Origin of the sequence: Candidatus Chryseobacterium colombiense, assembly GCA_029203185.1 — a bacterium.
GTDB classification, from domain to species: Bacteria; Bacteroidota; Bacteroidia; order Flavobacteriales; family Weeksellaceae; genus Chryseobacterium; species Chryseobacterium colombiense.
The window spans coordinates 3122224-3146845 of record CP119310.1 but is presented as its reverse complement, the minus strand read 5'-3'; the positions used below and the strand labels follow the sequence as shown (position 1 = coordinate 3146845).

Sequence of the window (24622 nt, the reverse complement as noted above, 5' to 3'; positions counted from 1 at the left end):
AATTGTAATTAAAATTATTTTTTAGCAGAAACTTCTTTCTTTCCGCTTTGTAAAATCTTTTCTAAGATTCTTAAGGTAATCAGATAAGTTGGTTTTACACCAGTAAGTCCCAAACCACCTGAAGAAAGCGTACTTCCCGTTTCCAAAGGATTATCCGAAGCATAATAAGCATACATTACAAACAGATCCGGTGAAATATGATGTCTGATTTTAGACGCTACCTGAATTGCTTTTTGATAATGCGCACCTTCCATTTCAAGTCCGATTGCTTTCCATGAAGTATTCATAAAATAAGAAAGAATATCTCTGTTTTGAAGCGAAGTTCCTAAAACGGTAATCATCGGTCCTTCAAACGCTTTCAGTTCATCATCGTGAAAATCCGCCAGTTTCAAGGCATTTTCAAAAGGATAGTTATCTGCCGTTCCTTCAAAAATATGCGAAGTCGGGATCATAATATCACCTTTTCCACCTTCCAGAATTCCTGCTTTCCCCATAATGGAAACGGATTTTACTTTCATCATGTAAACTTCACCTTTATGCTCGTAAGGTCTTAATAATTCGTCCATTACCTCATAAGCCTGTTCACCGAAAGCATAATCAAAAACCATAATTACATCGTCTCCTCCAAATTTAATATCATGGAAAGGCGTGTTTTTAAGGTTCGTTTTGCTTAGATCAATAATCTGAACATCAATATTACTTCCGCTCTTATCATTAATATAGATCATCCCCTCCTCCAAAGCGTATTTCGAAACCTTGTCGCGAAGTTCTTTTTTATCAGAAATATCTCCATACAATTTGTAGTCTACTTCTTTATGATCTTTTTTCTTTAATGCATCGTTGGCGTACAACATATTTTTCACCGAGTGCATATTGGCAGAAATGATATGCAACGGACGCATGTGAAGATTGTTTTCAAATAAAACTTCCTTCACTTTGTTTGCCCATTTTTCACCAAAATAGTGATGCCCTACTCTTTCCTTTAAAATAGCACTGAAATGAATTTCTCTTTCCCTCGTCTGTTTTGCATCTTCCAAACTTACTTTTCCTAAGTTGTAGATGATCTTAAATAAACGATCAGGATTATTATCGTCTCCGAAAGTATTGTAAGCATTTAACGTTTCTTCAAAAGTTCTTCCTATTAAAGAAGATAAGTGAATCAAAGCAACCTCTTTTTCTTTTCTGCTGAATTTCTTTTCACCTTTTACCACTTCTTCGATAATTTTAAAAGCACGTGTAGGCTTCCAGTTTTCTTCCTGAATGAAAGCTAAATTTCTGATTTTATCTGCTTCTATGAATAAGAATGTTAAGTGGGTAAGAATATCATAGATCTCTGAACGCCCCAAAAGAACTTCGATGTTCATCTGGTGTTCGTCGATTCTGTAACAGTTTCTTCTTCTCTTTTTGGGAACGATCGGCTCGAAACTTCCTTTATCAAAACCTTCGTCTGAAGTTAAATGAATGAAAGCACATTCTTCAATACCTTCTGGAAGTCTGTCTAAAACATACATCAAACCATCCAATTCCAATTTGCTTGGAACACTCATGGTACCGTAAATTTCCGGATTGATCGTTTTCAACAAACTTCTAATGCTTTCTCCAGAAACTCCGCTCGGCTTAAAAAACCCCCTATAAAACAAATGTCTCATAGATATGTATAGTCTTTCAATTGCTTCGGTAGTTTCTCTTGCTCTAGAATTTGTCATAAAATAAATTTCACACAAATATACTACATTCACAAATTATTATTTAAAAATGCTATTAATTATTATTTATTTTTTCATTACATTTGGTATACAACAAATAATTTACTATGAAAAATCTAAAAAAATTAACGCGAGAGCAATTACGCTCAGTATCAGGAAAAGGTAATTCTTGCCCTGCAGAACCAGCTTCTGTTTGTGGACAATGGTGCAATATGTCTTTATGGCAACAGAGAAACTGCCCTGTAGAGTTTGATCCATCAACTTGTGATTGTTTATGTCTTATTGGAGGAATCTGCCCAGAAAATCCCTAAAAACAAAAAAACAGAATAAAAAAAATAAAACACCCCATATTTTTAGGGGTGTTTTTATTTTATCTTATATTTTTTTGTAAATTTGCCCTGTAAAAAATTAACCTATATGTCAACTTTAAGATTCAAAGCGTTAGAAACTTTACCATTTAAGGACTTTAGAAGAGATAACTCTGTGGAAGTTCCTATGAAATTGTCAGAATTATTCTGCCAGAATGTTTTCTCAGAAGAAACAATGAGAGAATATTTAACAAAAGAAGCATTCCAATCTATTTTGGATGCAATGAAAAAAGGAACTAAAATCCAAAGGCACATTGCAGATCAGGTAGCAGTAGCTATGAAAGACTGGGCAATGAGCAAAGGAGTGACTCACTACACACACTGGTTTCAGCCTTTGACGGGGACAACTGCAGAAAAGCACGATTCTTTCTTCACACCCATCGAAGGAGGGAGAGCGATCGAAAGATTCAGCGGAAACTTATTGATTCAGCAGGAGCCTGATGCTTCTTCTTTCCCGAACGGAGGAATCAGAAACACTTTCGAAGCAAGAGGTTATACAGCTTGGGATCCTACTTCTCCGGCATTCATTATGGGAACCACACTTTGTATTCCTTCTATTTTTATCTCTTACACAGGAGAAACTTTAGATTATAAAGCCCCTCTTTTAAGAGCTTTGAACGCGGTAGACGAAGCTGCAACCAACGTAATGCAGTATTTCGACAAAAATGTAACAAAAGTAACTCCTACTTTAGGTTGGGAGCAAGAATATTTCCTGGTTGATTCAGCATTGTATCAATCTCGTCCGGACCTTGTATTAACAGGTAAAACTTTGCTTGGACATTCTCCTGCAAAAGGACAGCAATTAGATGACCACTATTTCGGTTCAATTCCTACAAGAGTAATGAACTTCATGAAAGAGCTGGAAATCGAATGTATGAAATTGGGTATTCCTGTAACGACAAGACACAACGAGGTGGCTCCAAACCAATTTGAGCTGGCTCCAATGTTTGAAGAAGTAAACGTTGCTGTTGACCACAACTCTTTGTTGATGGACGTAATGGCTAGAATTGCTCACAGACATCATTTCCACATTTTATTCCACGAAAAACCTTTCGCAGGCGTAAACGGAAGTGGAAAGCACAACAACTGGTCTTTAGCTACAGATACAGGAGAAAACCTTTTAAGCCCTGGAAAAAACCCTAAGAAAAACTTACAGTTCTTAACATTCTTCGTAAATACAATCAAAGCGGTTCACGAATATGCAGATTTGTTGAGAGCAAGTATCGCATCTGCAAGTAACGACCACAGATTAGGTGCAAACGAAGCTCCACCGGCAATTATTTCTGTATTCATCGGAAGCCAATTGTTCAGAGTATTGGAAGAGCTTGAAAAAGTAACAGAAGGAAAACTTTCACCGGACGAAAAAACAGATCTAAAATTAAATGTAGTAGGAAAAATTCCTGAAATTCTGTTGGATAATACTGACAGAAACAGAACTTCTCCATTCGCATTTACTGGAAATAAATTCGAGATCAGAGCGGTAGGTTCTGCAGCAAACTGTGCTGAATCTATGACGGTAATGAACACGATCGCGGCAAAACAATTAAACGATTTCAAAAAAGAAGTTGATGCTTTAATTGAAACAGGTCTTAAAAAAGACGAAGCGATCTTCAACGTATTGAGAGAATACATCAAGCAGTGTAAAAACATTATGTTTGAAGGTGACGGATATTCTGACGACTGGGCAAAAGAAGCTAAAAAGAGAGGGTTGAACAACTTAAAAACTACTCCGGAAGCTCTTAAGCAGGAAATGGATAAAAAATTCCTGGCCCTTTATGAAGAAATGGGAATTTTCACGCACAGAGAGGTTGAAGCGAGAAACGAAATTAAGTTAGAAAAATATTCTACTGTTATCGATATTGAAGCAAGAGTTTTAAGTGATATCGCAAGAAACCACATTATTCCTTCAGCTTTAAACTATCAGAACAGATTAATCGAGAACGTAAAAGGTCTTAAAGAAATCTTTGGAGATAAAGAATTCAAATCATTAGCGAAAGAGCAAATGAGCTTAATTACAAGCATCTCTGAAAACGTATCTAAAATTAAAGTTGGTGTTGAAGACTTAATCAAAGCTAGAGAAGCTGCAAAAGCGGTCTCAGACAGCCAAAAACAGGCAGAAACTTACTGTAACAAAGTAAAACCTTTATTCGACATCATCAGAGAAGCATCAGACAATCTTGAAATGATGGTGGATGATGAACTTTGGCCAATGACAAAATACAGAGAAATGTTGTTTACAAAATAACATTTGTAAAGTTCCATATTAGTGAAACTCCTCGATTTATCGGGGTGTTTTTTTGTTTAAAATGTCATATAAGTTTATTTAAAAACCTTAGAAATTTAACCCTAAAAAGAATACAATACCCCAAAACTCAATTTTAAAAAAGCTGAAATTTAAGCAAGTGTAGAATATTAGAGTTAAATTGTTTAAACAGGCTATTAATCAAGCTTTCATTAACAAAAATTATAATTCATTTTCTTCATTTAAAATTTATAAAAATCCTGTGATAGGAATAATCTATAATAATTATGTTAAAGAATCTTAATAAAAAAAACCGTAGACTCACCTAAAATAGGCGGTTACGGTTTGTTTTTCTTTAACATACTTAAATAATATGTTAAAATGTGTTAAATAAAGAACCTGACAATTATCATATCAGGGGTCTTTTTATGGGAATCTTTATTTTTGTAATGCTTTTGAAAAATAACTATTCCTTTTAACACGGATAATCAAATATATATGAAGAAAAGAGTTTTGTTTTATTTAGTTGCTGTAGTTTCTACAATGTCATTACAATCTTGTGTTACAAATTATGTAGTTTCAAAACCAGCAACTTATACAAAAGAATACAAAACAGATGCCAAACTTGCTTCTTTCGATCCTAAGAAAGCAGAGCTTGATAAGCAAAGATTAATTGATTCTTTCCTTGCTGAAAAAGCGGTATCTATTGCCAATGCGAAAAACGCGGTTAAAAATTCTGAGATTGCAAAAGCAATCAAACACAATACAACAATCGACAACATTTTATCTGAAGCTGCTACTTATTTAGGAACGCCTTACAGATATGGAGGAACAACAAGAAACGGAATTGACTGTTCAGCCTTCGTTCTTTCAGTTTTCGGTGCAGCAGCAGGTCTTAGCTTACCAAGAGTAGCATCTTCTCAGGCACAAGAAGGAGAAAAAGTAGAAAAAGAGAATTTACAGAAAGGGGATTTGATTTTCTTCTCTCATGGCAGAAGAATTTCTCACGTAGGAATTGTTGAAAGCGTTTCTGAAAACGGAGAAGTAATGTTTATCCATGCTGCCACTTCAAAAGGAGTAATGGTTTCTTCTCTTAACGATTCTTATTGGGGACCTAAGTTCAGATTTGCAAAAAGAATCATCAATGAAAACGGTGAGGCTTATAATAATTTAGCTGCAATAACTCCAGTATCAAACGGAACAAGTTTTTAATTTTAAATAATTGATTTAAATAATGAAAAGCCTTCAAAATTTTGAAGGCTTTTTTCTTATAATGTATCAGACGAAGTTTTAAGAATCCATATATTATTAACTATTCTTATCAATTTCAATATTCAACTTATAAAGAAGACCGTAAACTTCAGAGAGTGAAAATTTAGCCTTTTTAAGCCTGTTCTGAGCCGGATCTATCAAATAGTTAACGGATGTCCTCAAATCAGCTTTTTCAAGATTAGTATTGTCAAAAACAGCTCCGGATAAATCGCAGGCATTAAATACAGCTCCGGATAAATCACATTCCGTAAAATCAACTTCAATAAGCTTTGAATCCTTAAACATAGTCTTCTTAATTGATGTTTGATAAAAGACAGAATTATTTAAGAAACATTCGTCAAATCTAAAAGACAACCCGAATTCATTGCAGTCATTGAACTGAAGCCCAAACATTTTACATCCTTTGAAATTAACATCCCGAAAAGCAGTTCCTAAGAGTTTTACCATACTCAAGTTACAATCTATGAACTCACAATCATTAAAATTGAATCCTGAAAGATCGATATATTCAAAACTACAATCTCTGAAAGTACAGTTATCATATTCACCTTTCTCCAGAGGTTGTTGAGTAAAGTATATATTCTCAAAAGTTTGATCTAGGATGTAAGCCTCTTTCATAAAGCTTTATGATTTATTTTTGTAGTTATTTCGTAAAATAATTGATTAGACTTACTTAAGGTTAAACCAAGCTATTCTTATCGGAATAGTTCAGTTTAAAGAAAATAAAAGTCATAATAGAAAAGGCAAGCAATGAACTTCCTCCGTAACTAAAATATGGCAAAGGAATTCCAACTGTTGGAAAGAGCCCCATTACCATCCCTAAATTGATCGAAAAGTGCATCAAAAGGATCGAAGCAAAGCAATACCCAAAGACACGATTAAATGAGGACTTTTGTCGTTCTGCAAGATAATAGATCCTTCCTATGTAAATCATGTAACAAAGAATCAAGACAGAACTCCCTACAAAGCCCCATTCTTCTCCCACTGTACAGAAAATATAATCGGTTTCCTGTTCCGGAACAAATTTTCCCTGAGTAACGGATCCTTCACGGTATCCTTTTCCTAAAAGACCTCCTGAACCAATTGCCGTCTTCGAATAGAGCAAATTGTACCCGGAAGTATCTCTAAATGCTTTCTCCCCTTTAAAAAGAACTTCAACTCTTTCTCTTTGGTGTTTTGGCAGTTTTTCTAAAATATAAGGAGAACCAAAAGCCAAGCCACACAAAACAAGAACAGATCCTACAATGCTGGAAATTGAAATAACATTCCAGGACATTTTATAATAATTGAGAGCAATCCAGCCTCCTACAATAACCAATATCGAAATCACTACATAAATAGGGGGAACAGCTAGAGAAACCAGGAAAACTCCTGCAAAAAGAAATCCGACAGCGAATAGCATCCCGCTTAAACCTTCACGGTATAATGCAATGAAAAATGCTATAAAAACCAACATGGATCCCACATCCGGAATAGCCAATACGACAGCCGCAGGAATTCCTATAATGGCTAAAGTGGTGAGTAATGATTTTCTGTTATTTAAATTAAATTCCGGCCCTGAGACGTAGTTTGACAACATCAGTGCCGTTCCTATTTTGGCAAACTCCACCGGCTGCATGGTAAAACTCCCGAATTTGTACCAGTTTTTTTGTCCGAGAATTTCTTTTCCAAACGGGAACAAACCAATAAGAAGCAAAACCCCTCCAATGTAAATGATTCCCGACATATTTTCAAAGAACTTACTTCTACCCACAAAAATAACCAGCCCAACAAACAGCGAGATGCAAAAGAAAACAAGCTGCTTCTCACCCAGTTTTTGGTCAACACTGTAAATATTCGCAATGGCAAAAATACAAAGCAGAAAATACAACCCCAGACCTAGTTTATCTATTCCTTCTGCCCACTTCATTGTTTTACCTTTTTAGTGTTGTTAGTACTTTTTGTTTTTTCGTCCAGTTTCTTCTGCAGCTTAGCTTTCTGCTCTTTAATAAAGTTTAGGCTATCCCGCATTCTTTTTAGCTTTATGGAATCGGGTTTGGGTTCTTTATACAGACCTTTACGCTTCAAATCAGCAATCCATTGTCTTTTATATTCAGGCATGAAACTGGCTGTCACCATTTTTTTATAAAGATAATCTCTTTTTATGTCTCCGGTCAGATACTTTTCAGCAATTAATGTACAGGCTGGTCCCGCCCATGTAGCACCGAAACCGGCATGCTCCATTACAGCCGCAACAATAATTTTGGGCTTATCTGCAGGAGCAATCAAAACAAAAATCGAATTATCTTTTCCCTGAGGCACCTGCGCCGTACCTGTTTTAGCCAACTGAGTGAAATCCTGAGATTTCAGACCTGCCGCCGTTCCACGAAGTACAACAGCCTCCATACCTTTTAAAACAGGCTCAAAATGTTTTTTATCTACTAAAGTCTGATGTCTTACTTTAAATCTTGGATCAGGATTTGGCTTACCGTCAATAGATTTTACAATATGAGGAGTATAATACCAACCCCGATTGGCAATTGCCGCAACGTAATTAGCCAATTGAATAGGTGTTACAAGAACATCTCCCTGCCCCATTCCGTTGTAGATTGCTCCGGTAGGCATTTCGTCCCAATTTTTAAAATCAGTTCTCTGCGATCCGCTTGCTTTCATAATGGCTTTAAAGCGTCTTTCATAGAAATCACCTGAAGGAATCCTTCCTCTTGCTCCTACCGCAAAATCATTATTTAAAAATTCCCCTACGCCGAAGCTACTCATAATCTTTTTCCATTCATCAACTCCTTTTGAGGGATTTCCCGGATATTTTTTAATAATCGCTATGAATGCATACGTGAAGAAACAGTTACTAGAAACCTGAATGGACGGAATGAGCGGTTCTGCTCCTCCGTGACCTTTAATTCTTTTCCCTCTGTAAAAAAAACCACCTCCACAAGGGAAAATTGTTTTCTCATCCATCACTCCCATCTGCATTGCTGCCAAAGCTGTCAGTAATTTAAATGTAGATCCGGGAGGATAAGCTGCCTGTAGTGAACGATCAAAAGTTGGTTTGTTTTCGTAAACCGTATCTTTCGACAGCGCGTAAAGATTTTTAGATTTGTTAGGACCTGTAAAAAGATTCGGATCTATATCCGGACCTGTAGCTGAAACCAAAACTTCTCCGTTATTAGGATCTAATGCCACTATGGCACCATGTTTATTGACCATCATCTCTTCTGCTATTCTCTGAAGATCATAGTCTATAGTGAGCGTAATATCTTTTCCCGTTACAACTTCTTTATCTAAAGAGCCCTGTTTATAAGGACCAACATTTCGGAGTCTAATATCTTTTTGGATATACTTCATTCCCTTCACTCCACGAAGCTCTTTTTCATAAGATTTTTCAATTCCTGTTTTTCCTATGAAATCGCCCGGAAGATAATAAAGAGAATCCTTTTTAATTTCACGTTCATTGACTTCACTCGTATATCCTAAAAGGTTTCCGGAAGTAGAAACTTCATATTGACGCTGAGGTCTTGATACGATACTGAACGCAGGATACTTGAAAATAATCTCCTGAACTCTTGCAATATCCTCTCTACTCAAATCCTTAATGAAAGTCATTGGAGTAAGTTTGGAATAATATTTTTCTTTTTTAATAAGCTCTATTCTTTTAATAAAATCTGGCTTCGTAATTTTCATTAAACTACAAAACCCTAGAGTATCAAAATCGGGTTTCATTAATGCCTGTGTAAATGAGATTTCATAGGCAGGCTGATTTCCCACCAAAATTTTTCCATTTCTGTCAAAAATGACTCCTCTCTGTGGAATAACATATTCAATTTTAATAGAAGTATTGGCTGCATTCAGAGCATAACGGTCTGTAAACAACTGTAAATAAGAAAGTCTAGCCACGAAAATCAAGGCTATAACTACAAGAACGGAAAAAATCTTTAAATAACGCGTATTCAAACTTTCTGTTTGATTTTAAATATTAATGCATATATAACTATAAATATAAACGAAATTATACTTGTTACCAACACATTAAGTAATATTTCAAAAAATCTGCTCAACTTAAAGAATTCGATATACTGTACTAAAAGCTGATGCAAGAAGATACTTGAAAAAAGAAACAGCAAAAACTGCCCCCATTGTAAGGACTGAAAAGAGAAAAAATCTGTAGAAGTATCCGTAGAAGTTCTGAAAATTAAAGTTCTGAAATAGGCGATTGCAGTAGTTGCAAAAGCATTGATTCCTCCTGACTGTAAAAACGTATCGATCGCAAGACCCATTAAAAAACTTAAAGCTAAAAACTGAAATTTATTTCTAAAAAAAGGATAGAACATGACAAACACCGGATACAACACCGGAGTATATTTACCGAATAGCGTAATCCTGTTCAATACAAAAATTTGTAATGCAACCAGAAAAATCATGATTAATATATCCGTAAATAATGTTCTGCTAATCATTTTCCTTTTTTATTACAGCTTGCATTGTATCTTGAATCTTTTGAACCTCAGCTTTTTTCAGGTTTTTAACCACATATACTTTGTTCAGTGCTCCCATTTTCTCACTTAGCTCAACGGAAATATCCCAGAAACCAGTCTTATTATCTACAGAATATCCAGCAACAGTCCCTATCATGACTCCTTTAGGAAAAATTGCCGACTTTCCGTCCGTAACTACGGTATCTCCGATCTTTAAGGCAACATATTTGGGAACATCAGCAAGGTGCATAACGCGAGAATTATCTCCATTCCATGTTAATGTCCCGAAATAACCAGAGTTTTTCAATGCAGCGTTGATTCTGATTTTATTCACACTCAAAACAGACTGAACCAAAGCATAGCTATCTGTAGAGTTGATCACAATACCTGCAATTCCTTTTGGTGCCATCACACCCATTTGCGGATACACTCCATCTCTTTTTCCTCTGTTGATGGTAAAGTAATTATTTCTTCGGTTAATACTGTTGAAAACAATTTCACCATCTACGAAGGTATAAATCTGTCCGCCCCCCAAAGTGTCGTGAACTTTTCTGAAGACAGGATTTTTTGCGCCCTGCTTTCCGTACAGCTCCATCATTAAAGATTTGTTTTGAGCAACAAGATCTTCATTGATCTGCTTTAATTTAAGATATGAAACCCCTTCATCAATATATCCGGAAACCCAGGAATTCAACGCAGCAGACTGCCCGGCAATCCAGGATCTTTGCATTGCATTTCTAGAAAATATCAGAACCAGAGCAATAATTTGCAGAAATATAAAGAAGACAAAAAGTGCGTTCTTCGAAAATAATCTCAGCAAAAATCCCATTCAGATGTGTTCGTAAAAAGGTTAGAATTATTTTATTAAGAAATTGAATTTATCCATATTCTTAAGTGCAATACCGGTTCCGCGAACAACGGCTCTCAATGGATCTTCTGCCACAAAAACAGGAAGACCTGTCTTTTTGTGCAGCCTGTCCGCAAGACCTCTTAATAATGCACCTCCTCCTGCAAGATAAATACCCGTTTTGTAAATATCCGCTGCCAATTCCGGCGGAGTTAAAGAAAGGGTTTCCATTACAGAATCTTCAATTCTGATGATCGATTTATCCAAAGCTCTTGCAATTTCCTTATACCCAACCATAATTTCTTTTGGCTTACCTGTAATAAGGTCTCTACCCTGAACCGGAATATCGTCAATATCAACTTCCAAATCTTCAACTGCAGATCCTACCTCAATTTTGATTCTTTCAGCAGTTCTTTCTCCAATATAAAGATTATGATGTGTTCTTAAATAGTAAGCAATATCATTTGTAAATACATCCCCTGCAATTTTCACAGATTTATCACAAACGATACCTCCTAAAGCAACCACAGCAATTTCCGTAGTACCTCCACCTATATCGATAATCATATTACCTTCAGGCTTTTGAACATCGATTCCAACCCCTATTGCCGCAGCCATTGGTTCATAAATCAAACGTACTTCTTTAGCGTTTACTTTTTGAGCTGAATCTCTTACCGCTCTTTTTTCAACCTCCGTAATTCCGGAAGGAATACAGATTACAATTCTTAATGCAGGCTGAATAAATTTACCCTTAATTCCAGGAATCTTTTTGATAAACTCCTTAATCATATGCTCAGAAGCATGAAAATCTGCAATAACCCCATCTTTCAACGGACGAATTGTTTTAATATCCTCATGAGTTTTCCCCTGCATATGTTTTGCCTGTTCTCCTACAGCAATCGGCCTACCCGTAGAGCGTTCAATTGCTACAATTGACGGCTGATCTATAACAATTTTATTATTATGGATGATAAGGGTATTAGCTGTACCTAGGTCTATCGCAATTTCTTGCGTAAACATATCGAATAAACTCATATTTTACTTCTGATTTTTTTAAAGATTTACAAAGATATAAATTTAACACTACCAAAGGAATTCTGCAAGCATATAATTTGGTTAAAATTTTATTAAATTTTCTAATCGCTTATTAACTTTTACTTTAGATATTTACGAACTTTGAGCTCAACCAGATTTAAGGTAATTTCGAGCAGCAAAGGGAAAAGTCGAAAACCAAAAGTATTTAACATAATAAAATCTATATCATAAAACAATTTTGATTCATCTTAAAACTTTTAACATCCGCATAAATCCCTAGTTGCATTTTTAATCCGAAGAAATAGTTTTTTACGATAATTATCATATATACTATCTGAGACTGATTAATTAAAAAAAACGTAAATTTGCTGCGCTTATGTTACAGTATTCCAACATCCATCAAACTGCGAATTTCTCGGTACTTTCCATTAGCTTTGAAAAGGCTGATGTAGAAACCAGAGGAAAATTTGCCTTCTTTGATGAAAACATCAAAAATTTTGTTACCCGAATTCACGATGAGAACTTAGGGGATGCATTTGTAGTATCTACCTGTAACAGAACCGAAATCTATACCACTTCGCCCAATTATCTTTTGATTGCGGAAGAATATTGCAAAACAATAGGAGTCAATCTGATGGATTTTCTGCAGTTTGCCAATATTTTAACAAAAGAAGAGGCTTTAATTCACTTATTCAGAGTGGCAGCCGGACTTGAAAGCCAGATTATCGGGGATTTTGAAATTATCGGGCAAATTAAAAAAGCATATAACCGATTCAAGAAGGAAAGACAAAATTCGAATCCTTTTTTAGAAAGAGCCATAAATTCTGCAATTCAGATTTCTAAAAGAATCAAAAACGAAACCGGGATTTCTAACGGAGCAGCTTCTGTTTCTTACGCCGCCGTTCATTACATCTTAAATAACCAAAAGAGAATTGCCGAAAAAAACATCCTGCTTTTGGGAGTTGGTGAGATTGGACAAAATACGGTTGAAAATCTGGTAAAGCATGTTTATCAGCCGAAAATCAAGATTGCGAACAGAACTCAAGAAACCGCAGCAAAGATTTCTGAAAAATATAATATTCCTCATATCGATTACGCTGATTTTGACAAAGAACTCAGTGGAACCGACATTCTTATTGTTGCAACCGGAGCAAGACATCCTATCGTCAACAAATCTCATTTCCCGAACGGAAAAGAAACTCTGGTAATCGACCTTTCCATTCCTAATAACGTTGATAAAAACGTAATGGAGAATGAAAATGTAACATTGATTGATATTGATGAACTTTCAAAACAGATTCAGGAAACGATTCAGCAGAGAGAAAAAGAAGTTCCAAAAGCTGAAGGCATCATCAAAGAGCTGACAAAAGATTTCCTCGAATGGGAAAAAAAGAGAAAATTAGCTCCCAACATTCATCATTTCAAAGCGGTTTTAAAAAATATGGAACGTAATGAAATGCATAATTTTTATAAAAAAAATAAATACATAAACATCACGGACATGGAACTTTCCGATAAAATGATTCAGAAAATCACCAACCGTTTTGCAAAATATATCATCGATAATCCTTTAAAAGCCGAAGAAATTAGTAAATTAATGCACGAAATATTAGTTGAACAACCAAACAACGAATTCAATGAAAAGCATTAGAATCGGAACCAGAAACTCCGCATTAGCACTTTGGCAGGCAAGGGAAGTTGCAAGGCATCTTCAAAACAGTAATTATTTAACGGAGATCGTCCCTATCGTTTCTTCAGGGGATAAAAACCTTACCCAACCACTTTATTCTTTAGGAATTACAGGTGTCTTCACAAGAGATCTTGATGTTGCATTACTAAATGACGAGATCGATATTGCCGTGCATTCTCTGAAAGATGTTCCTACCCAATTACCTCAAAACATTGAGATCATTGCCTATCTGGAAAGAGATTTTCCACAGGATGTCCTGATCAGAAAAGAATCTGCAAAAGACAAAGAATTCCACGAACTTAAATTAGCAACCAGCAGTTTAAGAAGAAGAGCCTTCTGGCTAAAGAATTTCCCGAATGCTGAGTTTTCAGATATCCGAGGAAACATTCAGACCCGTCTTCAAAAATTGGAAGAAGGGGATTTTGACGCTACGATTTTATCTTTGGCAGGAATCAAGCGAATGAAAATGGACATCGATTATGAAATGTTGCCATTTTTAATTCCGGCTGCATCACAGGGTGTGATTGCCGTTGCCGGACATTCCGATAAAAAAGAAATCAACGACATTTTACAATCAATCAACCACACTCCTACCCAAATCTGTGTGGAAATGGAAAGAAATTTCCTGAGCACACTGGAAGGCGGATGTACGGCCCCAATCGGAGCATTTGCTGAAATTTTTGAGGATCAGATCCGTTTTAAAGGAGCCCTTTGTTCATTAGACGGTAAAAATTGCATCGCAACAGATGAAAGCTTTCTTTATAATGAGGAAGAAAATTTCGGAGAAAAATTTGCAAAAGTAGTTCTTGAAAATGGTGGAAAAGAATTAATGACAGAAATTAAAAGTCAGATTTAACTGATTCTAAATTTTCCTGATAATGAGAAAGTATTTCACCATTCTTATCATTATGTTTTGTGTTTTGACTTTACAAGCACAGAATCAGTTTGCCCAAAAGCTCTCTGATGCGGCTTTAAGCTTAACAAAAGACAGAGTAACGTATGATCCAGCTTATTTTACTATAAAATATCCGAACGGAGATGTTCCATCGGACAAAGGCGTATGTACTGATGTTATCATCAGAGCCTACAGAAAACTGGGGATAGATCTTCAGAAAGAAGTGCATGAAGATATGGTGAAAAATTTTTCAAAATATCCTAAAACATGGGGATTAAAAAAGCCTGATACCAATATCGACCATCGAAGAGTTCCGAACCTGAGAGTATTCTTTGCTAAATTCGGAACATCAAAATCTATAGAAACCAAGCCGGAAATGTATGTTCCGGGGGATATTGTAACCTGGATCTTACCTGGAAATTTAACACATATCGGAATTGTAGTGAATAAAAAATCCGCAGACGGAAAACGATATTTAATTGTTCATAATATAGGAGGCGGACAGGTTGTCGAAGATTGTTTATTTAAATTTACCATTACCGGACATTATCAGTATCAGAAAAGAGGATGAAAAATATTATTTGCTTTCTGTTTGTATTGATTATAGGTTTTGTGGCAGGACAGAAAAACGAACCCACAATAATTAACAAACCTATTAATTATTCTGAAGAAAGAATTCGTTTAAGTTTAGAATATCTAAAGGAACATCACGGATTGGTTCAAAAAACACCGACTATAGTTACTAAAATGATCGTTCTTCATTACACAGCGGGCGGAACGGTAGAAAGCAATTTTAAATATTTTAATAAAAATACCCTTGAAAATGGGAGAAGTACTTTAAAAAAACAAAGTACATTAAATGTTTCTTCACAGTTTATTATTGATCGTGATGGTACAATTTATCAGTTAATGGAGCCAACTCAGTTTGCAAGGCATACAATAGGATTAAATTACTGTGCGATTGGAATTGAAAATATCGGAAGCAAAAAAGAACCGCTTACAGAAAAACAGGTTTTAGCCAATGCACAATTGGTAAGGTATTTAACCCAGAAATATAAAATAGAATATCTTATCGGCCATTCGGAATATGGTGTTTTCAGAAATTCAAAATTATGGAAAGAATCTGATCCGAAATATTTCACAGGAAAAGAAGATCCGGGAAAAGATTTCATGAACAAAGTGAGACTTCAGGTCGCCGATTTACATTTAAAAGATCAACCTTAATGAAGATTTTATTTACTAAAAACATAGATCCAGCCATTATATCCAAAGAATTAGGAGAGGATATTTCGGTTGACTGTGTTGAGGTAATTAAAACAAACCCTGTAAAAATAAGACCTTTTGACCTGAAAAATTATTCGTTGATTTTTACGAGTTCAAAAGGAGTCAGTTCTTTTTTTAAAAATGGTTTTAAACCTAACGAGGATTTTACCGCGAAGAATTACAATAAAATTTATTGTGTTGGTGAAAAAACAAAACGGGAAGTGAGAAAAAATGGTTTCGGAACTTTTAAAGTGCTGAAAAATGCCGATGCCCTTTCAAAATTTATTATCACCCATTGTCAGCATGAAAAGTTCCTGCATTTCTGTGGAAACATCGCATTAGATGTGCTTGACGAAAATCTTCCTCTACAAAACATCAGCTATAAAAAAATTACGGTTTACAACACTGAGGAAATCAATCCGTTGATAAATGAAAAATATCATGTCGCTGTATTTTTTAGTCCGAGCGGAGTTCGTAGTTTTGCAAATCGAAATTCCCTTGATGATATGATCTTAGTTTCTATTGGTGAAACTACGGCCAACGAACTGAGAAAATATACTTCGAACCCGGTTTTAGTATCGGCAGGAAATAATCTGATCTCTGTTTTAAAGTTAATCAGAAAGGAAATTGTAAACAAAAATTGAATATTTAATTGTCTTTTTGACAATATCAGTCTATTATATTATGATTAAGAACGACCTATACTTAAAAGCACTTCGCGGAGAAACCGTAGAAAGACCGCCAGTTTGGATGATGAGACAAGCCGGAAGATATTTACCGGAATTCATTGCACTACGTGACAAATATGATTTTTTCACAAGATGTCAGACTCCGGAGTTGGCTTCTGAAATTACGGTACAGCCAATTAGAAGGTTTCCGTTGGATGCTGCGATTTTGTTCTCTGATATTCTGGTAGTTCCGCAAGCAATGGGAATCGACTTTAAGATGAAAGAATCTGTAGGTCCATGGTTGGATACTCCGATCAGAACTATGGAACAGGTTCAGAATGTTGTGGTTCCGGATGTGAATGATACGTTAGGTTACGTTTTTGATGCCATTGAATTGACGTTGCAAAAATTAGACAATGAAATTCCATTGATCGGCTTTGCAGGTTCTCCCTGGACAATTCTATGCTATTGTGTAGAAGGGAAAGGAAGCAAAGCTTTTGATATTGCTAAATCTTTCTGTTTCCAGCAACCGGAAGCTGCTCATTTATTACTTCAGAAAATCACAGACACAACCATTGCTTACCTGAAAAGAAAAGTAGAAAAAGGAGTTTCTGCAGTTCAGGTTTTCGATTCTTGGGGAGGAATGCTTTCTCCGGCAGATTATCAGGAATTTTCATGGAAATATATCAACCAGATTGTTGAGGCTTTAAGCCCGCTAACTCATGTTGTTGTCTTCGGAAAAGGATGTTGGTTTGCTCTGGAAGATATGACCATGTCTAAAGTTTCTGCTTTAGGAGTTGACTGGACTATCACTCCTGAATTGGCAAGAACAATGACCAATCATACGATGACGCTGCAGGGAAATTTTGATCCTGCAAGATTACATTCTACCCCTGAAACAATCAAGAAAATGGTGACTGAAATGATCAACCGTTTCGGAAAAGACAGATATATCGCCAATTTAGGACACGGAATTTTACCTAATATCCCTGTAGAAAATGCAGAAGCATTTATCAGAGCGGTGGTGGATTGGAAGCCAACTACTCAGTTCTAATTCTTACAGATATTTCTGTTTTCAAAATAAAACAAAATCCCTTTCAATAATTGAAAGGGATTTTTCTATAAGTAAAATAATTAATTGACTTCTGTAATGAAATCTTCTTTTGGTTTTCTCACTTTAGTAAGGTTTACCAGCCAGTCGCTTGAAGCATCTCTGTAACCTAACGGCAGCAACAGAACACTTTTCAACCCTTTTTCTTTTAAGTTTAATACTTTATCCACTTCTTCCGGAGAAAAACCTTCCATTGGCGTAGAATCCACCTCTTCGAATGCCGCAGCGATAATGGCAGCACCAAAAGAAATATAAGCTTGTTTTGCCGCGTGAGTAAAGTTTTCTTCAGCAGATCTTTGTGGATATGTACTTAACAGCATCTGTCTGTAGTTTTCCCAACCTTCGTTTTTAAAACCTCTGATATCATTCGTCAGATCAAACATTTTGTTGATTCTTTCCTCTGTATAGGTATCCCAAGCTGCAAAAACCAAAAGATGAGAACAATCTGTGATCTGTGGCTGATTCCAGGCATGAGGTTTAATCTGTTCTTTGATTTCCTGATTGGTAACCACGATGATTTCAAAAGGCTGAAGCCCGCTTGATGTAGGCGCTAATCTTGCTGCTTCTAATATTTTATCCACTTTTTCCTGTGGTACTTTTTGACCGTTCATTGCTTTAGTTGCAAATCTCCAGTTCAATTTTTCAATTAATTCCATGCATTAAATTTTGACTGAACAAAATTACTTCATGTTCCACAATATTGATACACGAATTTTTAAATTTGATCTATTGTTAACATCTATTACTCTATGATGGGATAAATAATCTTATAAAGAAAAAGCTCCCGAAATTCAGAAGCTTTATTTAGTTATTGTTTGATAATTTTCTTTTTCACAATATCTTTACCATCATCAATCAGAATCATGTATGTCCCTTTCGGAAGATCAGATAAATTGTATGATTCCGATTTACCAGCGAATATTTTCACTATTTTCCCTGACATATCCACTACAGACACCTTTGAATTCAATTTTAAATCATTTTTAATGTAAAGATTGTCTTTTACTGGATTTGGATAAATCTGTAGCTCATCTTTAACAAAAACATCAGAAGTTGCTAACGAGGCATTTGTAATGGCTACATCGTCAATTACAGCTCCATAGGAGTAATCTCCTGCATCGTTGTAAACAAACCTTAGCTGAAAATTAGCATTTATATAAGGAGTTAAATCAATATTTGCAGCATTTTCATAAGCATCAACTGTGTACATAAACGTATTCCAATCAATTCCCACTGTCCTGAATCCCCGGAAGAACTAAACACCTGAACCCACGAAGTTCCGTTGAAGACCTCTACTTTTATCGTGGAATCCAGATCATAAATCATATTAGCATATTTAAATGACAGTTTTGGACTCGCAACTCCAACAAGATTAATAACGGGTGACACTAATCTTGCATTAGAATTAATGCTTGAGGATCCCGCATTATCATCATCAAAAAAAGCTGCACCACTCGGAAAAGTTGCGAAACCTGACTGACCTCCTACTCCCCAGTTAAAAGCCGTATCTGGATTATTGACTGTCCATCCTGCAGGCATTGAGCCTCCATTAAAATTTTCGGAAAACACTTGTGCATTAGATAATATTCCACAAGCTAACAAGAAGAAAAGTAATTGTTGTTTCATAGTAATATTTTTAAGGTAGAATAAATTTAGTGAATTATTTTAAAAAACAACATAAAACACTCATTTTCAAACATATTACAATAAAAAAAAGCACTTCTGAAATTTAGAAGTGCCCGTATCTTTTATCTTTTTAAAGAATTAACTTAACATTCGCTGTGCCTTTTTCACGCCTTCTACAAGTGAGTCGATCTCGTTAAAAGTATTATAAACCGCAAAGCTGGCTCTCACTGTTCCTGCTATATTAAAGAAATTCATGATAGGCTGTGTACAATGGTGCCCTGTTCGTACAGCAACACCCATTTTATCAAGGATCATTCCTACATCAGAAGAAATTCCCACTCCTTCAAGATTAAAAGAAACCACCCCCGTTCTGTGGGCTTTTTCACCATATACTTTCAGTCCTTCGATTTCTAAAAGCTGTCTTTGAGCATATTCCAACAAAGCATTTTCATGATTCTGAATATTCTCCTGCCCTACTTTTTGGATAAAATCCACGGCTGCTCCCAATGCAATATTCCCTCCAACATTCGGAGTTCCTGCTTCAAACTTAAAAGGAAGTCCGGCATACGTTGTTCCGTCAAAAGAACATGTCGCAATCATTTCGCCTCCTCCGTGAAATGGTGGAAGATCTTCAAGAACTTCCTGCTTTCCGTATAAAATACCTGTACCCATCGGAGCATACATTTTATGGCCGGAGAAAACAAAGAAATCACAGTCTAATTTTTGAACATCAATTGTAAAATGCGGTGCAGACTGAGCGCCGTCAATGACAATATAGGCATTGGAATTGGCTCTTGTTTTAGCAATAATTTCTTCAACAGGATTTACAATTCCCAACGCATTTGAAACCTGATTAACTGAAACCACTTTCGTTTTTTCACTTAGAAATTCATCCAATTGATCCAATTGAAGAATTCCGTTTTCATCAATCGGAATAACTCTTAATTTCGCCCCGGTTCTTTCACAAAGCATTTGCCACGGAACAATATTGGAGTGATGCTCAAGATAAGAGATGATAATTTCATCGTCTCTTTTTAATTTCTGAGTTAAAATATAGGAAATAAGGTTTAATCCTTCTGTTGTTCCTTTTGTAAAAATAACTTCGAAATCATGTTTAGCATTGATGAATTTCTGGATCTTTCTTCTTGAAAGCTCCATCTCTTCTGTTGCTAGTTGGCTTAATGTATGAATTCCTCTGTGCACATTAGCATTAATCTCTGTGTAATAGTTGTTCCAAACCTCTAAAACCGAATTGGGTTTCTGAGATGTTGCTGCATTGTCTAAGTAAACTAAAGGTTTACCATTCACCTTCTGATCTAATATAGAAAACTGACTTCTTATTTCCTGAATGTCAAACATTTATTAAAATTTTAAATTAAAACGTCCTTATTTAGAACTCTTCAAATTTACGGCTTTTTCTTAATACTTATTGTTAAAGAAAAGTAAAAAGCACTTCAAATTGAAGTGCTTTTTTATATTGTCAACTATTGATTAAAATTCAATATCTACTTCTAATTTTTCAGCCAGCAGCTTAGAAATTTTCTCTTTTAGAGGTTCAATATCAATATTTTGCATAGCATCATTGGCAAAAGCATATAAAAGTAAAGCCTGAGCTTCTTTTTTAGAAATTCCTCTTGCCCTCAGATAAAACAATGCATCTTCATTCAACTGACCTACTGTACAACCGTGAGAACACTTCACATCATCCGCAAAGATCTCCAGCTGAGGTTTTGTATCAATGGTTGCGCCTTCGCTCAATAAAACATTGTTATTTTGCTGATAAGCATTTGTTTTCTGGGCAATTTTATCTACAAATACTTTCCCGTTGAAAACCCCGTGAGATTTTCCGTTAAAAATACCTTTATAGTTCTGATAGCTTTCACAGTTTGGCTGATTGTGGTGAACCGCCGTATGGTGATCTACCAGCTGATCTTTCCCGATAATGGTAATTCCGTTCATAAATGAATTGATATTCGATCCGTTCTGAATGAAATCTAAGTTGTTTCTTACCAATTTACCTCCGAAAGAGAATGTATTTACAGTCGTTAAACTGTCTTTCTCCTGTTTTGCAAAAGTATTGTCAATTAAATAAGAAGTATCGTTATCGTTCTGTAATTTGTGCCAGTCTGCTTTTGCATTAGGATGCGTAAAGATTTCAGTCACAGAATTCGTCAATACATATGTACTGTCAAAATTATGGTGGCTTTCAATGATTTCTACTTTCGCTCCCTCTTCTACTATTAATAAGTTTCTCGTATTATAAAAGGTATTTTCTTCCTGATTCTGAGAAATGTAAAAAATGTGAATCGGTTTTTCAATTACTACATTTTTAGGAACTTTCAAAAAGAAACCATACTTACAATAAGCCTGATTTAAGTTCGTAAAAGCCGATTTATCTGCAGCAATTGTATTAAAATATTTATCGAAAACATCTTTATGCTTCTCGTCGTTCAACGCATAATTGAATGAAAGAAACTCAACATTTTCAATTGATACTTTTGATAGTTCTTTGTGAAGTTTACCGTTTACGAAAGTAATCCAGTCAAAATTTTCTTCTCCCAGATGCAACTGATCCAATTGCTCTTTGGTGATATTGTGACTTTCTTTCGGAAAAAAGTTATATGCTTTTTCAGTAATTTCCTTTAAGCTGGTATATTTATATTCTTCGTCTTTTTTAGTCGGAAAACCAACACTTTCAAATCTTTGAAGAGCTGCTTTTCTATCTCCATCCAGAAATCTGTGATGAAGACTCTCCAAAAATTCATTATGGTTTTCTTTAATCTGTTCTTTTAATGCCATTACTGGTATATCTGTGGTTTGCACCATTTTTCTTTTTATTTGAGCTAAAATATTGTCATTCCGGGGAATGAGGAATCTAATTGTATGATTAGAGATTCTTCATTTCGCTACGCTTCATTCAGAATGACAACGAAAAATTTTTAATCTTTGCGATAGTTGATTTCTTCTTAATTAAGAAGCCAGTCGTACCCTTTTTCTTCAAGTTCCAAGGCAAGAGATTTATCACCTGTTTTGATGATTTTTCCATTGGCCAAAACGTGAACAAAATCCGGTTGAATATAATTAAGCAATCTCTGATAGTGGGTAATCAAAAGAACTGCATTTCCTTCATTTTTGAAAGCATTCACACCGTCTGCAACGATTCTCAAAGCATCAATATCTAATCCTGAATCAGTTTCATCAAGAATCGCTAATTTCGGATCCAGCATCATCATCTGGAAGATTTCGTTTCTTTTCTTTTCACCTCCTGAGAATCCCTCGTTCAATGATCTTGAAAGGAAGTCTTTTTTGATTCCTAATTTTTCAGATTTTTCACGGATTAGTGCCAGCATTTCTTTCGCAGGCATTTCTCCCAATCCGTTTGCTTTTCTGTTTTCATTCATCGCTGCTTTGATGAAGTTTGTTACAGAAACTCCAGGAATCTCTACCGGATACTGGAAAGAAAGGAAAATCCCTTTGTGAGCTCTTTCCTCAGGAGCATCTTCGATGATATCTTCACCTCTGAAAATGATTTCTCCGTCTGTAACCTCATAATCTTCTTTTCCTGCGATCACAGAAGAAAGAGTAGATTTACCAGCTCCGTTCGGCCCCATGATAGCGTGAACTTCTCCCGGCTTTATTTCAAGATTGATACCTTTTAAAATTTCTGCGCCATCTTCAATTTTGGCGTGCAAGTTTTTTATATTTAACATACATTCAAATTTATCGCAGGGTCAAACTTTGACTATATCCTTTGTAACACTAAACCACAATTAACAAAGGCATTAACGCTAGCGAATGAAATATTATTTTATTCTTTTTTAAACATTAAAATTGAAATCAACCTTAATGTATAGTTTGTCATTTCTACGAAGGAGAAATCTGTTTCAACCCAGATTCTTCACTTCGCATTGCTTCGTTCAGAATGACAAGACGCCAAACTGTCTGAAATTGAAATTTTATCCTACAGAACCTTCTAATGAAATCTCCAGTAATTTCTGAGCTTCAATAGCAAATTCCATTGGTAATTTATTTAAAACTTCTTTACTGAAACCATTTACGATCAAAGCAATTGCTCTTTCCGTATCGATACCTCTCTGGTTACAGTAGAAAATCTGGTCTTCCCCAATTTTTGAAGTGGTTGCTTCGTGCTCCAATTGTGCAGAAGGATCTTTGATCTCGATGTAAGGGAAAGTATGGGCTCCACATTCATTACCCATCAGCAAAGAGTCACACTGAGAGAAGTTTCTCGCTCCTTTCGCAGTAGGCATTACTTTTACCAGACCTCTATATGAATTCTGAGATTTTCCGGCTGAAATACCTTTAGAAATGATCGTTGATTTTGTATTCTTTCCGATGTGGATCATTTTTGTTCCTGTATCGGCATATTGGTGATTGTTTGTCACCGCAATTGAATAAAATTCACCTACAGAATTATCTCCTTTCAAGATACAAGACGGATATTTCCAAGTAACCGCAGAACCTGTTTCAACCTGAGTCCAGGAAATTTTTGCATTTTTTTCGCAAAGCCCTCTTTTCGTTACGAAATTGAAAACTCCTCCTTTTCCTTCCTCATTACCCGGATACCAGTTCTGTACGGTTGAGTATTTAATTTCAGCATTATCCATTGCAATAAGTTCAACCACAGCTGCGTGAAGCTGATTTTCATCTCTTGATGGTGCTGTACATCCTTCAAGGTAAGAAACATAACTTCCTTCATCTGCAATCACAAGCGTTCTTTCAAACTGTCCTGTTCCTGCCTGATTGATACGGAAATACGTTGACAATTCCATCGGACATCTTACTCCTTTTGGAATATAGCAGAAACTTCCATCAGAGAATACTGCGGAATTCAGTGCTGAATAGAAATTATCTCCTCTCGGAACTACTTTTCCAAGATATTTTCTTACTAAATCGGGATGATTTTTGATCGCCTCAGAAATAGAACAGAAAATAATTCCTTTTTCCATCAATGTTTCCTGAAAAGTCGTCTTTACAGAAACTGAGTCTATTACGATATCCACAGCAACTCCTGAAAGTCTTTTTTGCTCTTCAATGTTGATTCCTAATTTTGCAAAAGTTGCTAATAATTCGGGATCAACTTCGTCTAAGCTTTCCAGTTCAGGTTTTGCTTTTGGTGCTGCATAATATTTAATCGCCTGGAAATCCGGTTTTTCATATTTAATGTTTGCCCATTCCGGCTCTACCATTTTCAACCAGATTCTGAAAGATTCCAAACGCCATTCCGTCATCCATTCGGGCTCTTCTTTTTTAGCAGAAATTGCGCGAACGATGTCTTCATTTAAACCAATTGGGAAATCTTCGTAATCGATTTTCGTTTCCCAACCGAATTCATATTTTTTATTTTCTAGATCGACTCTTAGATCGTCTTCAGTGTATTTACTCATTACTTTTTTTTAGATTTCAGATGTT

At 35.6% G+C, this 24622-nt stretch carries 22 protein-coding genes; 8 read left to right on the top strand and 14 right to left on the bottom strand.

Annotation, left to right across the window (positions count from 1 at the left end; translation table 11 throughout):
- Positions 1 to 14: 14 nt before the first annotated feature.
- Positions 15 to 1706 (bottom strand): hypothetical protein, encoded by a 1692-nt coding sequence (locus P0Y62_14220; protein WEK68996.1) that lies wholly within the window; start codon positions 1704 to 1706, stop codon positions 15 to 17.
- A 417-nt stretch (positions 1707 to 2123) separates the two neighbouring features.
- On the opposite strand from P0Y62_14220, the gene P0Y62_14215 reads away from it, so the two are divergent.
- Both P0Y62_14215 and P0Y62_14210 read left to right on the top strand, forming a co-directional pair.
- On the top strand, positions 2124 to 4319 hold the full coding sequence (locus P0Y62_14215; protein ID WEK68995.1) for a glutamine synthetase III: 2196 nt from the start codon (positions 2124 to 2126) through the stop codon (positions 4317 to 4319).
- 495 nt (positions 4320 to 4814) lie between these two features.
- The gene (locus tag P0Y62_14210) at positions 4815 to 5528 is read left to right on the top strand and encodes an NlpC/P60 family protein (GenBank protein WEK68994.1); all 714 of its coding nucleotides are present in this window, start codon (positions 4815 to 4817) and stop codon (positions 5526 to 5528) included.
- A 96-nt stretch (positions 5529 to 5624) separates the two neighbouring features.
- On the opposite strand, the gene P0Y62_14205 is transcribed toward P0Y62_14210, so the two are convergent.
- The 6 genes from P0Y62_14205 to P0Y62_14180 all read right to left on the bottom strand — a co-directional run bounded on the left by P0Y62_14205 (position 5625) and on the right by P0Y62_14180 (position 11939).
- Entirely contained in the window at positions 5625 to 6206 is a 582-nt protein-coding gene (locus P0Y62_14205; protein ID WEK68993.1) for a pentapeptide repeat-containing protein, read from the bottom strand.
- 61 nt (positions 6207 to 6267) lie between these two features.
- Entirely contained in the window at positions 6268 to 7497 is a 1230-nt protein-coding gene (gene rodA, locus P0Y62_14200) for a rod shape-determining protein RodA (protein ID WEK68992.1), read from the bottom strand.
- Positions 7494 to 9536, bottom strand: coding sequence for a penicillin-binding transpeptidase domain-containing protein (locus P0Y62_14195; GenBank protein ID WEK68991.1), 2043 nt, complete (start codon positions 9534 to 9536; stop codon positions 7494 to 7496). Before P0Y62_14195 ends, rodA begins: the two co-directional genes overlap by 4 nt.
- Positions 9533 to 10039: a rod shape-determining protein MreD gene (locus P0Y62_14190; GenBank protein WEK68990.1), complete on the bottom strand. Its 507-nt coding sequence runs from the start codon at positions 10037 to 10039 to the stop codon at positions 9533 to 9535. The genes P0Y62_14195 and P0Y62_14190 overlap by 4 nt, the downstream gene beginning before the upstream one ends.
- Positions 10032 to 10886 carry a rod shape-determining protein MreC gene (gene mreC / locus P0Y62_14185; protein WEK68989.1) on the bottom strand — a complete coding sequence of 285 codons (855 nt, stop codon included), beginning with the start codon at positions 10884 to 10886 and terminating at the stop codon, positions 10032 to 10034. Before mreC ends, P0Y62_14190 begins: the two co-directional genes overlap by 8 nt.
- A 27-nt stretch (positions 10887 to 10913) precedes the next feature.
- Positions 10914 to 11939, bottom strand: coding sequence for a rod shape-determining protein (locus P0Y62_14180; GenBank protein WEK68988.1), 1026 nt, complete (start codon positions 11937 to 11939; stop codon positions 10914 to 10916).
- A gap of 376 nt (positions 11940 to 12315) precedes the next feature.
- Between P0Y62_14180 and hemA the strand changes: the two genes are divergently transcribed.
- The 6 genes from hemA to hemE are packed head-to-tail and all read left to right on the top strand — an operon-like array spanning position 12316 to position 17509.
- Positions 12316 to 13590, top strand: coding sequence for a glutamyl-tRNA reductase (hemA, locus tag P0Y62_14175; protein ID WEK68987.1), 1275 nt, complete (start codon positions 12316 to 12318; stop codon positions 13588 to 13590).
- Positions 13577 to 14485 carry a hydroxymethylbilane synthase gene (gene hemC / locus P0Y62_14170; GenBank protein ID WEK68986.1) on the top strand — a complete coding sequence of 303 codons (909 nt, stop codon included), beginning with the start codon at positions 13577 to 13579 and terminating at the stop codon, positions 14483 to 14485. The genes hemA and hemC overlap by 14 nt, the downstream gene beginning before the upstream one ends.
- A gap of 22 nt (positions 14486 to 14507) precedes the next feature.
- Positions 14508 to 15095 carry a DUF1287 domain-containing protein gene (locus tag P0Y62_14165; protein WEK68985.1) on the top strand — a complete coding sequence of 196 codons (588 nt, stop codon included), beginning with the start codon at positions 14508 to 14510 and terminating at the stop codon, positions 15093 to 15095.
- On the top strand, positions 15092 to 15748 hold the full coding sequence (locus P0Y62_14160; GenBank protein WEK68984.1) for a peptidoglycan recognition family protein: 657 nt from the start codon (positions 15092 to 15094) through the stop codon (positions 15746 to 15748). The genes P0Y62_14165 and P0Y62_14160 overlap by 4 nt, the downstream gene beginning before the upstream one ends.
- Positions 15748 to 16431, top strand: a complete 684-nt coding sequence (locus P0Y62_14155) for a uroporphyrinogen-III synthase (GenBank protein WEK68983.1) — start codon at positions 15748 to 15750, stop codon at positions 16429 to 16431. The genes P0Y62_14160 and P0Y62_14155 overlap by 1 nt, the downstream gene beginning before the upstream one ends.
- Before the next feature lie 40 nt (positions 16432 to 16471).
- Positions 16472 to 17509, top strand: a complete 1038-nt coding sequence (hemE, locus tag P0Y62_14150) for a uroporphyrinogen decarboxylase (protein ID WEK68982.1) — start codon at positions 16472 to 16474, stop codon at positions 17507 to 17509.
- Positions 17510 to 17589: 80 nt separating this feature from the next.
- Here hemE and P0Y62_14145 read toward each other — a convergent pair whose 3' ends face one another.
- The 7 genes from P0Y62_14145 to sufB all read right to left on the bottom strand — a co-directional run bounded on the left by P0Y62_14145 (position 17590) and on the right by sufB (position 24597).
- Positions 17590 to 18222 (bottom strand): NAD(P)H-dependent oxidoreductase, encoded by a 633-nt coding sequence (locus tag P0Y62_14145; GenBank protein ID WEK68981.1) that lies wholly within the window; start codon positions 18220 to 18222, stop codon positions 17590 to 17592.
- Between the two features lie 152 nt (positions 18223 to 18374).
- Positions 18375 to 18776, bottom strand: coding sequence for a T9SS type A sorting domain-containing protein (locus P0Y62_14140; GenBank protein WEK68980.1), 402 nt, complete (start codon positions 18774 to 18776; stop codon positions 18375 to 18377).
- The gene (locus tag P0Y62_14135) at positions 18731 to 19192 is read right to left on the bottom strand and encodes a choice-of-anchor J domain-containing protein (GenBank protein WEK68979.1); all 462 of its coding nucleotides are present in this window, start codon (positions 19190 to 19192) and stop codon (positions 18731 to 18733) included. The genes P0Y62_14140 and P0Y62_14135 overlap by 46 nt, the downstream gene beginning before the upstream one ends.
- Before the next feature lie 138 nt (positions 19193 to 19330).
- Positions 19331 to 20551 carry a cysteine desulfurase gene (locus tag P0Y62_14130; protein ID WEK68978.1) on the bottom strand — a complete coding sequence of 407 codons (1221 nt, stop codon included), beginning with the start codon at positions 20549 to 20551 and terminating at the stop codon, positions 19331 to 19333.
- 132 nt (positions 20552 to 20683) lie between these two features.
- On the bottom strand, positions 20684 to 21991 hold the full coding sequence (gene sufD, locus P0Y62_14125; GenBank protein ID WEK71814.1) for a Fe-S cluster assembly protein SufD: 1308 nt from the start codon (positions 21989 to 21991) through the stop codon (positions 20684 to 20686).
- A gap of 167 nt (positions 21992 to 22158) precedes the next feature.
- The gene (gene sufC / locus P0Y62_14120) at positions 22159 to 22902 is read right to left on the bottom strand and encodes a Fe-S cluster assembly ATPase SufC (GenBank protein WEK68977.1); all 744 of its coding nucleotides are present in this window, start codon (positions 22900 to 22902) and stop codon (positions 22159 to 22161) included.
- 246 nt (positions 22903 to 23148) lie between these two features.
- Positions 23149 to 24597 (bottom strand): Fe-S cluster assembly protein SufB, encoded by a 1449-nt coding sequence (sufB, locus tag P0Y62_14115; protein ID WEK68976.1) that lies wholly within the window; start codon positions 24595 to 24597, stop codon positions 23149 to 23151.
- Between the last annotated feature and the right edge of the window lie 25 nt (positions 24598 to 24622).

Excerpts from the sequence above, each read along its gene's own strand:
- rodA (WEK68992.1), bottom strand. The coding sequence starts at position 7,497 with ATGAAGTGGGCAGAAGGAATAGATAAACTAGGTCTGGGGTTGTATTTT.
- sufD (WEK71814.1), bottom strand. The coding sequence starts at position 21,991 with ATGGCATTAAAAGAACAGATTAAAGAAAACCATAATGAATTTTTGGAG.
- hemC (WEK68986.1), top strand. The coding sequence starts at position 13,577 with ATGAAAAGCATTAGAATCGGAACCAGAAACTCCGCATTAGCACTTTGG.
- P0Y62_14210 (WEK68994.1), top strand. The coding sequence starts at position 4,815 with ATGAAGAAAAGAGTTTTGTTTTATTTAGTTGCTGTAGTTTCTACAATG.
- P0Y62_14165 (WEK68985.1), top strand. The coding sequence starts at position 14,508 with ATGAGAAAGTATTTCACCATTCTTATCATTATGTTTTGTGTTTTGACT.
- P0Y62_14145 (WEK68981.1), bottom strand. The coding sequence starts at position 18,222 with ATGGAATTAATTGAAAAATTGAACTGGAGATTTGCAACTAAAGCAATG.
- P0Y62_14215 (WEK68995.1), top strand. The coding sequence starts at position 2,124 with ATGTCAACTTTAAGATTCAAAGCGTTAGAAACTTTACCATTTAAGGAC.
- mreC (WEK68989.1), bottom strand. The coding sequence starts at position 10,886 with ATGGGATTTTTGCTGAGATTATTTTCGAAGAACGCACTTTTTGTCTTC.
- P0Y62_14140 (WEK68980.1), bottom strand. The coding sequence starts at position 18,776 with ATGTACACAGTTGATGCTTATGAAAATGCTGCAAATATTGATTTAACT.
- P0Y62_14190 (WEK68990.1), bottom strand. The coding sequence starts at position 10,039 with ATGATTAGCAGAACATTATTTACGGATATATTAATCATGATTTTTCTG.
- sufC (WEK68977.1), bottom strand. The coding sequence starts at position 22,902 with ATGTTAAATATAAAAAACTTGCACGCCAAAATTGAAGATGGCGCAGAA.
- sufB (WEK68976.1), bottom strand. The coding sequence starts at position 24,597 with ATGAGTAAATACACTGAAGACGATCTAAGAGTCGATCTAGAAAATAAA.
- hemE (WEK68982.1), top strand. The coding sequence starts at position 16,472 with ATGATTAAGAACGACCTATACTTAAAAGCACTTCGCGGAGAAACCGTA.
- hemA (WEK68987.1), top strand. The coding sequence starts at position 12,316 with ATGTTACAGTATTCCAACATCCATCAAACTGCGAATTTCTCGGTACTT.
- P0Y62_14180 (WEK68988.1), bottom strand. The coding sequence starts at position 11,939 with ATGAGTTTATTCGATATGTTTACGCAAGAAATTGCGATAGACCTAGGT.
- P0Y62_14220 (WEK68996.1), bottom strand. The coding sequence starts at position 1,706 with ATGACAAATTCTAGAGCAAGAGAAACTACCGAAGCAATTGAAAGACTA.
- P0Y62_14135 (WEK68979.1), bottom strand. The coding sequence starts at position 19,192 with ATGAAACAACAATTACTTTTCTTCTTGTTAGCTTGTGGAATATTATCT.
- P0Y62_14160 (WEK68984.1), top strand. The coding sequence starts at position 15,092 with ATGAAAAATATTATTTGCTTTCTGTTTGTATTGATTATAGGTTTTGTG.
- P0Y62_14155 (WEK68983.1), top strand. The coding sequence starts at position 15,748 with ATGAAGATTTTATTTACTAAAAACATAGATCCAGCCATTATATCCAAA.
- P0Y62_14130 (WEK68978.1), bottom strand. The coding sequence starts at position 20,551 with ATGTTTGACATTCAGGAAATAAGAAGTCAGTTTTCTATATTAGATCAG.
- P0Y62_14205 (WEK68993.1), bottom strand. The coding sequence starts at position 6,206 with ATGAAAGAGGCTTACATCCTAGATCAAACTTTTGAGAATATATACTTT.